Annotated in this window: 14 protein-coding genes; 7 read left to right on the top strand and 7 right to left on the bottom strand. The window is 63.3% G+C overall.

Annotated elements, in window-relative coordinates:
- Positions 1-198 precede the first annotated feature (198 nt).
- Both BLW08_RS00355 and BLW08_RS00350 read left to right on the top strand, forming a co-directional pair.
- Positions 199-672: a hypothetical protein gene (locus tag BLW08_RS00355; RefSeq protein ID WP_091322711.1), complete on the top strand. Its 474-nt coding sequence runs from the start codon at positions 199-201 to the stop codon at positions 670-672.
- Between the two features lie 12 nt (positions 673-684).
- Positions 685-2,787, top strand: a complete 2,103-nt coding sequence (locus BLW08_RS00350) for a multicopper oxidase family protein (RefSeq protein ID WP_091322709.1) — start codon at positions 685-687, stop codon at positions 2,785-2,787.
- Positions 2,788-2,838: 51 nt separating this feature from the next.
- Here BLW08_RS00350 and BLW08_RS00345 read toward each other — a convergent pair whose 3' ends face one another.
- Both BLW08_RS00345 and BLW08_RS00340 read right to left on the bottom strand, forming a co-directional pair.
- Positions 2,839-3,060: a hypothetical protein gene (locus BLW08_RS00345; protein WP_091322707.1), complete on the bottom strand. Its 222-nt coding sequence runs from the start codon at positions 3,058-3,060 to the stop codon at positions 2,839-2,841.
- A 59-nt stretch (positions 3,061-3,119) separates the two neighbouring features.
- The gene (locus BLW08_RS00340; protein ID WP_091322705.1) at positions 3,120-4,055 is read right to left on the bottom strand and encodes a LysR family transcriptional regulator ArgP; all 936 of its coding nucleotides are present in this window, start codon (positions 4,053-4,055) and stop codon (positions 3,120-3,122) included.
- Between the two features lie 68 nt (positions 4,056-4,123).
- Between BLW08_RS00340 and BLW08_RS00335 the strand changes: the two genes are divergently transcribed.
- The 4 genes from BLW08_RS00335 (at position 4,124) to BLW08_RS00320 (ending at position 7,504) form a co-directional block, all read left to right on the top strand.
- Positions 4,124-4,759, top strand: coding sequence for a LysE/ArgO family amino acid transporter (locus tag BLW08_RS00335; protein ID WP_091322704.1), 636 nt, complete (start codon positions 4,124-4,126; stop codon positions 4,757-4,759).
- 121 nt (positions 4,760-4,880) lie between these two features.
- The gene (locus BLW08_RS00330) at positions 4,881-5,591 is read left to right on the top strand and encodes a response regulator transcription factor (RefSeq protein WP_026543233.1); all 711 of its coding nucleotides are present in this window, start codon (positions 4,881-4,883) and stop codon (positions 5,589-5,591) included.
- 2 nt (positions 5,592-5,593) lie between these two features.
- Positions 5,594-7,057, top strand: a complete 1,464-nt coding sequence (locus BLW08_RS00325; RefSeq protein WP_090820450.1) for a sensor histidine kinase — start codon at positions 5,594-5,596, stop codon at positions 7,055-7,057.
- A gap of 156 nt (positions 7,058-7,213) precedes the next feature.
- Complete coding sequence (locus tag BLW08_RS00320; protein WP_091322702.1) at positions 7,214-7,504, top strand: WXG100 family type VII secretion target; 291 nt, start codon at positions 7,214-7,216, stop codon at positions 7,502-7,504.
- Positions 7,505-7,734: 230 nt separating this feature from the next.
- On the opposite strand, the gene BLW08_RS00315 is transcribed toward BLW08_RS00320, so the two are convergent.
- The 5 genes from BLW08_RS00315 to BLW08_RS00295 form a co-directional block, all read right to left on the bottom strand.
- Positions 7,735-8,847: a ribonuclease HI family protein gene (locus BLW08_RS00315; protein ID WP_091322701.1), complete on the bottom strand. Its 1,113-nt coding sequence runs from the start codon at positions 8,845-8,847 to the stop codon at positions 7,735-7,737.
- Between the two features lie 210 nt (positions 8,848-9,057).
- A complete protein-coding gene (gene groL, locus BLW08_RS00310; RefSeq protein ID WP_091322699.1) occupies positions 9,058-10,683 on the bottom strand; it encodes a chaperonin GroEL in 1,626 nt (541 codons plus the stop codon).
- Positions 10,684-11,009: 326 nt separating this feature from the next.
- A complete protein-coding gene (locus BLW08_RS00305) occupies positions 11,010-11,213 on the bottom strand; it encodes a cold-shock protein (protein WP_011773737.1) in 204 nt (67 codons plus the stop codon).
- Positions 11,214-11,386: 173 nt separating this feature from the next.
- Positions 11,387-12,001 carry a LytR C-terminal domain-containing protein gene (locus BLW08_RS00300; RefSeq protein WP_091322698.1) on the bottom strand — a complete coding sequence of 205 codons (615 nt, stop codon included), beginning with the start codon at positions 11,999-12,001 and terminating at the stop codon, positions 11,387-11,389.
- Positions 12,002-12,050: 49 nt separating this feature from the next.
- The gene (locus BLW08_RS00295; RefSeq protein ID WP_175538549.1) at positions 12,051-12,362 is read right to left on the bottom strand and encodes a DUF3263 domain-containing protein; all 312 of its coding nucleotides are present in this window, start codon (positions 12,360-12,362) and stop codon (positions 12,051-12,053) included.
- 130 nt (positions 12,363-12,492) lie between these two features.
- Here BLW08_RS00295 and BLW08_RS00290 point away from each other — a divergent pair, with 130 nt between their 5' ends.
- Positions 12,493-13,263, top strand: a complete 771-nt coding sequence (locus BLW08_RS00290; protein ID WP_090820460.1) for a uracil-DNA glycosylase — start codon at positions 12,493-12,495, stop codon at positions 13,261-13,263.
- Positions 13,264-13,354: the final 91 nt, after the last annotated feature.

The raw sequence follows: 13,354 nt of genomic DNA, 5'->3' as shown, positions 1-13,354 counted from the left end.
AACCCGCAACTTTTAACGTCAGGACCCTTGCAGTTAATGTCCAGCAACTTTACGATTCCTAGTGAAGCTCTCCGCCCTTTTGGTTGCCCCTGGTCCAGGCAATCCGGCGGCCAGCCGTCGGCGGTGGGGGAATCCCGCAGCCAGGGAGCCGACGGTTTGAAGGCCTAGATACTGTGCATCTTCATCAGAGGATTCCTCATGCGCAAAGTTCTCCTGGTCCTCTCCGCGATCGTCCTGCTGTCAGCACTGGCACAGCTGTTTTTCGCTGGATACTTCCACTTTCAGAACACCATCGAAGCCCAGCGTGAAGCGGGCGTTTTCCACGCAGTCAACGGACAGTATGTACTCCGCTATTCGGCTCTGCTGGCCGCCATCGTCGCCGCGATCGCCCGGGTGGGATCCCGGACAATCTGGCTGGCGGCAGGAATATTCCTGCTGACGTGGGTCCAATTGTTCATTTTCATCATTGGCGGCATGCTGACCGGTTCCTCGCCGGAATTCATCACACCGTCCGGCTCGTGGGTTGTCTCGATCCACCCCATCGTCGGTGTGCTGATGATCTTCATGTCCTACTGGCTGTTCAACCGCGCCCGGGCGGTGGCCCTGAATCCACAACCGCTGCCACCCAAGGCCGCATCCCCGGATGCTTCCGCCTCGCCCAGCACGGCCTGACCAAAGGCAGCTGTGAACACCTCGCAGCTGCTGGCGGTGGATCTGGTGCTGTCCGTCCTCGCGGCAGGCGGCTGGATCACCGCCGTTTGGTTGACCGTTGCGTCAACCGCTGGAATTCCCAGCGGGGATCCGTCCAGCAGCGCGGTGCCCTGGTTCCGTTCCCTTGACCTGGCATTGCTGCTGACAGGCATTGCCGTCGCAGCCACTGCGGCACGTTACGCCTTGCTTCCTGCTTTGGTGGCGGGCAGTTGGTGGTTTGCCAGCGAACGCACAACCATCAACCTGCCTCTGACCGCCATCCCCGCGGCTTGGGCCGCGATGGCCGGTGTTCCGTTCTTGCTGAGGAGGCGGAACACCGGCTTCAAACCTGCCGGAAGGGCCGGGGCACGCTCCGGACCATCCCGGGAGTGGGCTGTGTTGTCCCTCGTGGCTGCCGCGGCATCATCCCTGGCGTCCCTTGTGCTGGCCCTCGTGCTTGGACCGTTCCCCGCCCCGTGGACCCTTGCCGTGCTGCTGTTCATGGTGGCCGGGAGCGTGCTGCTCGCAAGGCTGGCACTGTTCGGTCGCGGGCCTGCCATGCGTGAGGGCGGCACGTCTCGCTTGGGCAGGCGTCCGACGGCGGCTGCCGCCGTCGCCGGGCTGATGGCCTGTACCGTCCTGGGCTCCGGAGTCTTTGCCTGGCTCGGGAGCCGGTCCGCCGACGGCGCGGTGATCAGCGCCGCCGTCGGGCATCACGACAGTACCAACGCCGCCACCACCATGGCGGATACAACCCCGGTGACCAGCCTGCTGGGCACCTCCCCCGCGGACGCCGTGGTCCGGCGGTATGAACTGACCGCCCGGGTAGAGCACGTAACGCTTCCGTCCGGCCAGACGACGGAAGCCTGGACGTTCGGCAGCGTCCCCGGCCCTGCGTTGGAGGCCCATCTGGGGGAAGTCCTGGAGGTGGAGCTTACAAACCGCGATGTCGCCGCCGGCGTCACGCTGCACTGGCATGGATACGACGTCCCCAACGCCATGGACGGGGTGGCGGGAGCGACGCAGGACGCCCTGATGCCGGGACAGTCCATGACCTACCGCTTTACCGCAGCGCAGTCCGGCACCTACTGGTACCACACGCACCAGGATTCGGCCGAGGGCGTCCGCAAGGGCCTCTACGGCACATTCGTCGTGCACGACCCCGCACTGCCCCGTGCTGACACGGACATAGTGGTGGCCGGACACGACCTCAGCGGTCTGGGGTTGCTGGGCTCCTCAGACCGCCGCAGTCCACACGCAGCCGCACCCGGCTCGAGCGTGCGGATGCGTCTGATAAACACCGATTCCCTGCCGCAGCGTTACGTGGTGGAGGGCACCCCCTTCAAGGCCGTCGCGGTGGACGGAACGGAAGTGAACCAGCCGGGCGACGTTTCGGGCAAACTGGTGCGCCTTGGTGCCGGAGGGCGCGTGGACATCGCTTTCACCATGCCCGGAACGCTGGTGACGCTACGCTCCGATGCCGCGGCCAGCGCCGTCGTCGTGGTGGTCCCATCAGGGCATGACGCCCCGGAAGCTTCGGCTGGTGTGCCGGAGAAAGCGCCCGCCGGCGTGTTCGCCACAACCCCCGTGCTCGACCTGTTGGACTATGGCAAACCCATGGTGGGGACCCGTGCCGGCCAGCCGCTTCCGCAAGCAACGACGATCACGCGCGAGGAGGTGCTGGTGCTGGACCGGCAGTTCCGTTTTGTGGACGGTGTTCCGCGTTATGCCTTCACCGTCAACGGTGCTGCATACCCTCTGGTCCCGTCCATCGACGTGGCTGAAGGCGACACCGTCAAAGTCACGGTAGTGAACCGCACCGCCGAACCTCATCCCATGCATCCCCACGGACACCACGTGCAGGTGCTGAGCAGGAACGGAACGGCTCCCGGAGGATCGCCCTTGGTCCTGGACACTGTGGACGTGTTGCCCGGCGAAGTATGGGAACTGCTGCTTCACGCCGACAATCCCGGTATCTGGATGGATCATTGCCACAACCTGGATCATGCGGCCGAAGGAATGATGATGCTGCTCAAATACCAGGGCGTGTCATCGCCCTTCGTTCACGGCGGCCATGCCCACAACAAGCCGGAATGACCCGGACAGAACAGGGTTGTGGTGCCCCGGTACTGCAGGGTGCTTGGGTTCCTAGGCGACCATTCGACTGGCTGCCGGGATCTTGACGTGGTCCACCACGGCCCAGCCATCCTCGTCGCGGAGTTGGGCACTGGCAAAGCGTTCCGCCGCGGCCAGGTCAAGGAAATCCTCGCGTCGGATATGGCCGGTGTCAGTATCCAGGTACGTCACATGGAACTCGACATCGACGTGGAGGTGCTGGTGAATGCTTGCGGGAGCTGCTGTGTTTGCCATGTTTTAAGTGTGGAACGGGGCACCGACATTATTGGAAGCATCCGCGGGCGTGTTCGTATTTAGGAGCTCGGTACCGGTCTGGTCAGGTACTGCGCTGATACCTCGCGCACCGTGTCGCTGAGCACGTCCAGGACCCGCGACGCGGTCTTCCATCGCTGCCAGTAGAGCGGCACGTCGAAGGGCCGTTCCGGGGCCAGTTCGATCAGCCGGCCTTCCGCGATGTCCGGTCCGCACTGGACCTCCGGAATCAATCCCCAGCCAAGGCCCAAACGGATCGCGTCGCCGAAGTCCTGCGAGGCCGGGACGTAGTGGCGGGGCCCTTTTCGTTCCGGAGCACTTGCCCGGTCATCGCCTGGCCACGACTGCACGAAGGCCCACTGGTACGTGTCCTTGCGGTCGAAGTCAACGGTGGGTGCTGCGTTGAGCGTTGATTTCTCCAGGCCGTCCGGGAACTCCGGAAACCACCGTTCCATGTAGCCGGGTGCTGCCACTGCCCGGTACCGCATGACGCCCAGGCTTTCCACGCGGCAGCCCTGCACAGGCTCGGGCGTCGCGGTGACAGCCGCCATCACCGTCCCGGAGCGCAGCAGCGACGTGGAATGTTGTTCGTCGTCCCGGTGGAGTTCGAAGGTGACATTAAGGTCGCCGGGAACGCGGGCCAGCGCTTGCAGGAACCACACCGCCAACGAATCCGCGTTGACCACGATCGGCACGGCCAGCTGCGCCGCGTCTGCACCCAAACCGAGTTCCCTCCCTGCGTCGGCCTCAAGCTGCGCGATTTGTCGGGCCAAACGCAGAACAACTTCACCGGCCGTCGTTGCCCTGGCGGGGTTACTGCGCTGCAGCAGCACCTGGCCTGCCGATTGTTCCAACGCTTTGAGCCTCTGCGACACCGCCGACGGCGTGATGTGAAGCAGCTGTGCCGCTGCATCCAGCGTGCCCTCGGAAAGCACCGTGGCGAACGTCAACAATTGCTCGGAAGGAAACTGAGGCATAAGAACATCTTATGTGGCATCAAAATCTTTAGCTGGTCTAAAGGAATCGCCGACCGTAGTTTCAAAAGGTGACCTACATCGACTTCTTCCATTCCGCAGGCCTCGGCCTGGCCACGGGCCTGGCCCTGATCGTCGCCATCGGGGCCCAAAACGCCTTCGTGCTCCGGCAAGGAATCCGCGGCGAACACATCGTCCCCATAGTGATTGTCTGCGCGTTGTCCGACGCCGTATTGATCGCTGCCGGTGTCCTTGGCACCGGTGCCCTCCTGACGGCGGCGCCCACCGCCGTCGTCGTCCTCCGTTACGTTGGCGCGGCATTCCTGGTGACGTACGGCCTGATGGCCGCCCGCAGGGCCCTTCGGCCGCAAGCGCTGACTACCGCCGAAGGAACACGGAACGACGGCGGCGCCAAGCGCGGCATCGCCGCAGCTGTCACCACCGTCCTCGCCCTCACGTGGCTCAACCCCCACGTCTACCTGGACATTGCCCTTCTTGGCTCAATTGCCAGCGCCCAAGGCACCCAACTCCAGTGGTGGTTCGGCGCAGGGGCCATGCTGGGCAGCATCCTCTGGTTCTGCTCGCTGGGATTCGGCGCCCGTTTCCTCCGCGGCTTCTTTGCGCGGCCCTCGTCGTGGCGATTCCTGGATGGTGGCATCGCAGTGACCATGGTGGCGCTCGGGACGGGGTTGGTGCTGGGCGCTTGAGGCTTCAGGGACTCCGCGCAGGCGCCGTAGTCCGGGCGCGCAGGCGCCATGGTCCGGCCGCGCAGTCCGCTCACATGCAGCATCCAGACAACTCCCAGTTTCTGGGAGCATCATGGATGTCATGAAAAAGAACGGCCCCGAAGCCAAGCTCCTTGTCGTCGATGACGAACCCAACATCCGCGAGCTGCTCTCCACGTCCCTGCGCTTTGCAGGTTTCGAGGTCGTGGCCGCATCCAATGGTCGCGAAGCCCTCGCGGCAGCGGACCTTCATGCTCCTGACCTCGCAGTCCTGGACGTCATGCTCCCGGATATGGACGGCTTCACGGTGACGCGCCGCCTCCGTGCCGCAGGCAAGCACTTCCCCGTGCTGTTCCTCACCGCGAAGGACGACACCGAGGACAAAGTCACCGGTTTGACCGTCGGCGGGGACGACTACGTCACCAAGCCCTTCAGCCTGGACGAAGTGGTGGCGCGCATCCGCGCCGTTCTCCGCCGCACCCAACCGCTGGAAGATGACGACGCCGTGATCCGCGTCGACGATCTTGAACTCGACGACGACGCCCACGAGGTCCGCCGCGGCGGTACCGTCATTGAGTTGTCCCCCACCGAGTTCAAGCTCTTGCGCTACCTCATGCTGAACCCCAACCGCGTGCTTTCCAAAGCCCAGATCCTGGACCACGTCTGGGAGTACGACTTCAACGGTGATGCCTCGATCGTTGAGTCCTACATTTCCTACCTGCGCCGCAAAGTGGACATCGATCCTGATGCCGCAGCCCTGATTCAGACCAAGCGCGGCGTGGGCTACGTGCTGCGAACGGCAGAGAAGCGCTGACCTTGCTGCAACGCTGGAAATCGGCGTCCCTGAGGTCCCAGCTCGTCGCCATCATCATGGGCCTGCTCCTGCTGGCCCTGGTGGCGACAGGCTCGGGCACCCTGACGCTGGTCAAGAGCTACCTGCAAGGCCAGGTAGATGACAAACTCAAGGCCGCTGTTGCCTTGGCCCAGGACCAGCAGTCCTTCGACAAGCTGTCCCAGCCCAACCCCACTACACCTAATGACTCCGCCGTCCCCACGGACTACTCACTGACCCTGTACGTGCCAGGCCTGGATCCGTATCCCTTTGGGGGCAGCCAGAGTGACCGGCCCGCGATCGCCAACATCAGCTCAGCGGAAGCGAAGCAGCGCGGAAACGCCCCGTTCCAAGTCAAGGGCACAGCAGGCACCAACTGGCGCGTCGTGGCAGTGGGTGTTGTTGCCAACGGGCAAAACGGCGTAGTCATCATCGGACTGCCGCTGACGCCCGTGGACAAAGTCATGGAGCATGCCGTCCTGGTGGTGGTTGGCGTCGGACTCCTCACCATGGTGTTGACGTTCTTTATTGCCACCTGGACCGTGGCCCGCTCCTTCCGACCCTTGGCCAAGGTGGAAAAGACCGCTGCTGCCATCGCCGCCGGCGACCTCTCCCGCCGTGTGGAAATCGACAACCCCCACACCGAAGTGGGCCGGCTGGGTGGCTCCTTGAACGCCATGCTCGCGCACATCGAAGCCTCCTTTGCTGCGCGCGCGGCATCCGAGGGGCGCATGCGCCGCTTTGCTGCCGACGCTTCCCACGAACTGCGGACACCGCTGGTAACCATTCGCGGCTTCTCGGAGCTGTACCGGCACGGCGCCCTCACCTCTGAAGAGGACATTGCAATGGCCATGGGCAGGATCGAAAGCGAGGCCAAACGGATGGGCTCCATGGTGGAGGACCTGCTGATGCTGGCCCGCCTGGATGAGCAGCGCCCGCTGCAACTCAAACCCGTGGACCTCCAGCTCCTCGCCCACGACGCCATGGTGGACACCAAAGCCTCCTCCGGCGACCGCGCCATCACCCTTACCGGGTTGGACGACACGACTCCAACCGCTGCTCCCGTCCAAGGCGATGAAGCCAAGCTGCGGCAGGTCATCGGCAACCTGGTGGGCAATGCGCTGCGGTACACACCGGAAGGAAGTCCCATTGAACTCGCAGTCGGTGTTCGCAACACACCTGCGGGTTCAGTCTCAGTGATCGAGATCCGTGATCACGGTCCCGGCATTCCGGAGGCGGAAACCAACAAGATCTTCGAACGCTTTTATCGGGCGGATACTTCGCGGACCCGCGAAACGGGCGGCAGTGGCCTGGGCTTGGCGATCGTTGCGGCCATTGTGGGCTCCCACGGCGGTACGGTCCGGGTTTCAGAGACCGACGGCGGCGGCGCAACGTTGGTGGTCAGCCTTCCGTTCCACGACGAACCTGCGGAGCTTGTAGCCACATAGCGGCGTTCTCCACATAGGGACGTTCTCCACATAGCAACGTTCTCCACATAGCGGCGAAACTCTGTTTCCCGGTTCAAGGCGGCTGCCTAGGCTCAATGTTGTGGCCCACGCTTCCCGCCGCGAACCGCGGAACATCTTCGTCGAAAGGCATCACCCATGAGCGTCATCTCCGTCGACACCGAGTTGCTTCAACTCAAGTCAGCCAGTGTCAAAGGAACCGTTGATCGCATCAGTTCAGATGTACTGGCCATGACCCGGGGCCTGGAGGAACTTCAGGCAACCTGGCGCGGATCGGCTGCCACCAACTTCCAGGCACTCGTTGTGGAGTGGTCCCTCACGCAGAGCAAGGTTGAGGCCTCGCTCGCCTCCATCACCATGGCCCTGTCCTCGGCCGCCACCAGCTATCTGGAGGTGGAACAGGGTAACACCCAGCGCTTCATGTACTAGGCGTCACCTCACCCTGAGCTCACACCATGAACTCCTGCAGGGCCGGCTACTTTCCCCCTGTGCATCCGGTCCTGCAGGTCATGGGCTCATGGGCATTGTTGAACCCGCGTCTGATCCATTGGTGCAGGTTCCCCGCGCCAGCTCAGGGATCTTGCCAGCTCAGGGATCCTGCGCCAGCTCAAGTCTCTTGCACCAGCTCAAGTCTCTTGCACCAGCTCAGGGATCCTGGGTCAGCTCTGGTTTTCCAGCGTCCCTTGATGAAACCGCAGACGCCATTGGCCCCGGTCCAGCATCCAGACTGAACTGCGGAGAGCTGAGCCAGTGTGCGCCAGGCTGCGGTAGTTCAAGAGAATGGTATTGTCGCTGAGCCTGTCGGCGCTGAGCAGCTCCAGATCGGTGGGTTCACCAGGGTCTTCCTCAAGGGCCATCATCATGGCGTCCCTGGTCCAGAATCGGCCCGAGCTGCCGATCTCCGCAAAATCGGGGTGAAGCAGTACGCCAATCCTGCCAATGTCCGCCCGCACATCCGGGCGAAGCAGTTCGCGTTCCAGGGCGAGCACCGTGTCCTCGGCGGATAGCTCCTGGGTGGAGGCTTCATCCTCCAGTTCACTGAAAAGATCGGCCTGGCCGAAGATGCCCGACTCTCCAAACAGTGTGGGTTCGAAAGGTGCCCGGGCACTCCAATCGACCTTCGCAGCGCCGGAGCCTGCCTTGCCCGACGATGCAGGGCCTGCACCGGCCCGGGCGGCTAGTGGCTCGGAGTTTCGCGGAAGCGTCTGAGTGACTGCCTGCGACTCGCTATCAGCCCTCGCCTGGCCAGCACCCCGGTCGGAACCGCGGCCCGCGCCTCGGCCCGGCTCCGGGGCTACCCCTCCGGCTCCGGGGAACCCAGGCCCTTCCCGGTGCGCGACGCCCTGCTGGAAAGCTGTCGCGGCTGCCCTGGCACGCTCGTCAGCAGCCTCGTTCAGATCGTGACCGGCGTGGCCCTTGACCCATTCGAAGGTGTACTTGCGGCCAACGATCGCTTGGTCGATGTCCTTGAGGAGATCAACGTTCAGCACTGGCTTGCCGTCGGCTTTCCGCCAGCCCTTCCGTTTCCACCCAGGCATCCATTTGCTGATGCAGTTGATGACGTACTGGCTGTCGCAAAGGATCAGCAGTTCTTCCTGGGGCACATGGGCCGTGGACCGGAACAGGTCCAATACGGCCATCAATTCACCCTGGTTGTTGGTACCGTGCGGCCAACCTCCTGCGCGCCAACAGGAGTCATCAACGTACCAGGCCCAACCGGCCGGTCCAGGATTACCGAGGGCGGACCCATCGGCGGCAGCAATAATCGTCATACCGTTAATCCTGCCAGACCCCACCGACACTGAATCCGTGGTAGCACCCAACCAGGCGGCAGCATTTGTCGCTGCGAGTGCCCGCAGGAGCATGATCTGTCCCCAAATGGGCGCCGACGCAAACGACGACGGCCCCCACCACAAGGTGAGGACCGCCGTCGTTTGCTCTAAAGCGTGATGCTTGGCGCTGTATCTCTACAGCAGGGAGGCTTAGAAACCGCCCATGCCGCCCATGTCGTCGCCACCGGCAGCCGGAGCGTTCTTCTCAGGCTTGTCGGCAACTACGGCCTCGGTGGTCAGGAAGAGACCAGCGATGGAAGCAGCGTTCTGGAGAGCCGAGCGGGTGACCTTTACGGGGTCGTTGACGCCGGCAGCCAGAAGGTCTTCGTAGACGCCCGTGGCAGCGTTCAGGCCGTGGCCGGAAGGCAGGCCGCGAACCTTGTCCACAACAACGCCCGGCTCAAGGCCAGCGTTGAAGGCGATCTGCTTCAGCGGAGCATCGATGGCAACCTTGACGATGTTGGCGCCGGTTGCTTCGTCACCCTGCAGGGTCAGGTTTGCGAATGCCTTGGCACCGGCCTGGATGAGGGCAACGCCACCACCGGCAACGATGCCTTCTTCAACGGCAGCCTTTGCGTTGCGGACAGCGTCCTCAATGCGGTGCTTGCGTTCCTTGAGCTCAACTTCGGTTGCGGCACCGGCCTTGATGACTGCAACGCCGCCGGCCAGCTTGGCCAGGCGCTCTTGCAGCTTCTCGCGGTCGTAGTCGGAATCGGAGTTCTCGATCTCGGCGCGGATCTGGGCCACGCGGCCTGCGATCTGCTCGGCGTCGCCGGCACCTTCAACGATGGTGGTCTCGTCCTTGGTGACAACAACCTTGCGGGCGGTGCCGAGGAGTTCCAGGCCAGCGTTCTCGAGCTTGAGACCAACTTCTTCGGAGATGACCTGGCCACCGGTGAGGATGGCGATGTCGGCGAGCTGTGCCTTGCGGCGGTCACCGAAGCCCGGAGCCTTGACGGCAACGGACTTGAAGGTGCCACGGATCTTGTTGACGATCAGGGTGGCCAGGGCCTCGCCCTCGATGTCTTCGGCGATGATCAGCAGCGGCTTGTTGGACTGCATGACCTTCTCCAGAACCGTGACGAGTTCCTTCACGTTGGAGATCTTGGAGTTCACGATCAGGATGTACGGGTCTTCAAGAACCGTTTCCTGACGCTCTGCGTCAGTGACGAAGTAAGCGGAGATGTAGCCCTTGTCGAAGCGCATGCCTTCGGTGAGTTCGAGCTCCAGGCCGAAGGTGTTGGATTCCTCGACCGTAATGACGCCTTCCTTGCCCACCTTGTCCAGGGCTTCGGCGATCAGGCTGCCGATTTCCGGGTCACCGGCGGAGATGGAAGCCGTGGCTGCGATCTCTTCCTTGGTTTCGATTTCCTTGGCGGAGGCCAGCAGTTCGTTGATGACTGCTTCAACAGCCTTCTCGATGCCGCGCTTGAGGGACAGCGGGTCGGCGCCGGCGGCAACGTTGCGGAGGCCTTCCTTCACCAGTGCCTGGGCGAGGACGGTTGCAGTGGTCGTACCGTCGCCAGCGACGTCATCCGTCTTCTTGGCAACTTCCTTGACCAGTTCTGCACCGATCTTCTCGTAAGGATCGTCCAGCTCGATCTCCTTGGCGATGGACACGCCATCGTTGGTGATCGTGGGGGCGCCCCACTTCTTTTCGAGGACGACGTTGCGTCCACGCGGGCCGAGGGTGACCTTGACGGCGTCGGCGAGGATGTTCAGGCCCCGCTCGAGGCCGCGGCGTGCCTCTTCATCAAATGCAATGATCTTGGCCATAACGGCGGTAGTCCTTTCGGGACAGTCGTTAAGAAGGTACCTGTCAGATAGGGTGCCCGCGACGGACGGTTCTTCGCTTGCGGCCTATGTATGCCCCGCGCTCCGAACCTCACCCCACCAAGGTGTTTCTTGATCCTCCAGCGGTTCGGCAGCAGTCCATCACCGGCGTTAACCGGGCTGGACTTAGCAGTCGAACAGCAGGAGTGCTAAATCAATAATTAGCACTCGACCGGGGAGAGTGCAAGCAGGGATGCCACTTTGCTCTATAAACAAAGGGGTTTCAGCCGAGGGCTGACGGGAACAGGGATAAGGTGTCGCTTTTCGAGTCAGGCGACGCGGACACCTTCAGCCTGCGGACCCTTCTGGCCCTCCCCCAATTCGAACTCAACCCGCTGGCCCTCCTCAAGGGCCCGGAATCCGTCCATCTGAATGGCGGACCAGTGTACAAAGACGTCGTCGCCGGATTCATCCACAGTGATGAAGCCGTAGCCTTTTTCGGCGTTGAACCATTTGACGGTTCCCAATGCCATGATGCCCACACTTTCGCAGTAGCCAAGACCGGTTGCCGGGATCTCCGTACCGGAATCAATCCACTGTAACCACTGTCACTATCTCCGCGCTCCCATGGAAGGCGCGGGGGTGACTTTTGTTATTGAGGCTTAACCGAGTTGGAGCATTCCGGGCACGTTCCGGGCCGGGCGGGCTACTGGAAACCAGGTCCTGCCACAACCACCAGGGGCTGCTGAACCTCAGGGGATTCAACGATCGACTGAATACCCAGCAGCGCACCCAAGGCCTCAGCGTTGACCTTCTGTTCCGGGGCGTTGTAGAAGATCACGGAGGTCTGCTGCGGCAGGCCACCCCAGTTGCCCACAGTACTCAGGGTCCAGCCATCCCCTTGGACAAGACCGGCCACCCGGCCAGCCAAGCCAGCCGTCCCTGCGCCGTTGTAGACGGCCACAGGCGTGGTCTTGTCCACCGGAGCCGCGGACGTCGTCGCAGATGGAACGTCCGACGGCGAGGTGCCCGGGCTGGGTTCGCCGGACGGTGCACTGCTGGACTCGCTCGGGGCCGCAGATGGCGAGGCGTCAGTTTGCTGGGGCGCCGGCGTCGAGACGCTTGAGGACGCGTTGGGCGCCACCAGCCCAAGGTTCGGGAGGATCAAGTACGCCGCCAGGCCAAGCACCAAGGCAACGGCACCAACAGTCAGGACCGGCCACAAAGTGGGGCGCGCGGTGTCCTGGGCGTCGCGGTGGACGCCCTGCCGGGAAGTGTTCTGCGGGACCTGGTCGAATTCGTCCCTGGCATATTTGGTCATGGTGAAGCGTTGTCCTTGCTGGTTGCTGCTGACAGATCAGCCTGGCGATTTACGCGTCGGACCCCAAGCGACGTGCCGTCCGCGCACGCTGGCGGGACGTACGTAGTCTACGCAATCTCTTGACGAGCATGGGATCGTGAGCCAACGCGTCCTCGGTGTCGATCAGCGCGTTCAGTATCTGGTAATAGTGTGTGGCGGAGAGATCGAACAGCTCACGGATGGCCTGTTCCTTGGCGCCGGCGTACTTCCACCATTGCCGTTCCAACGCCAGCATTTGCTGGTCCCGTTCGCTGAGCGGCGAGTCGCTGCGCGTCCCGGCCGCAAGGTCTTCGAGCGCAAAACCGGTTGCCTGCGGCGCCATCGGTTCCGGTGCTGGTTCTGCCACGGTACACTCCTTCGACGCTTGGTGGGGGAAAATGTCCTACCCCCATGTTACGGGCGAATAACAACGCTGTCATTCGGCGTGCCGACTCCGTGCGGGAGACAATGACGTGGTGACTGGCGAGGATGCACTTTTTGATCTTGAACCCGCGGATGCCAACCAAGGGGACTTTGCCGCCCTTGTGGAGCGCCCGCTGGACGAACTCATGGCTCCGGACTGGGCAGCTGCCCTGCGCCCCGTGGAGGCCCACCTTCGTGAGGCATTGGCGTTTGTTTCGGCTCAGGCCGGCAGCGGGACCCAGGTGCTTCCGGCCGCCCACAACATGCTGCGCGCCTTCAAGCAACCCCTGGCCGACGTCAAAGTACTGATTCTGGGCCAGGACCCGTACCCAACGCCGGGACACGCCGTCGGGCTTTCCTTTGCCGTGTCGCGGCAGACGCGACCCATCCCGCGAAGCCTTGCAAATATTTACCGGGAGCTTCACGACGACCTCGGCCTGCCACCCCGGGTGCACGGCGATCTCAGCGCCTGGACGGATCAAGGGGTGCTGCTGCTCAACCGGGTCCTCAGCGTCTCAGCCGGGAGCGCCGGTTCACATCGGGGCAAAGGCTGGGAGGCGATCACGACGGCGGCCGTCACCGCCGTCGCCCATCGCACCGACGCTGCGGGCCGGCAGAGCCCATTGGTCGCCATTCTGTGGGGCAAGGATGCCGAAGGCGTACAGCCGCTGCTGGACGGTGCGCCGGCGATCGTGTCGGTCCACCCCAGTCCCTTGTCGGCCTCGCGGGGCTTCTTTGGTTCCAAGCCCTTCAGCCGAACCAACGAGCTACTGAAGGCGCAAGGCGCAGATCCGATCGATTGGGAACTCCCGGTCCTGTAGCCCTCCAACCACCCCCTCCCACGAACCCCCTCTCACCAAACCACCCCCTCCCACAAACCCTCTCTCACCAAACGACGAACGGTGAGAGAGC

The organism is Arthrobacter sp. cf158 (assembly GCF_900106835.1).
GTDB lineage: Bacteria > Actinomycetota > Actinomycetes > Actinomycetales > Micrococcaceae > Arthrobacter.
This window is presented reverse-complemented; position numbering and strand designations above follow the sequence as displayed.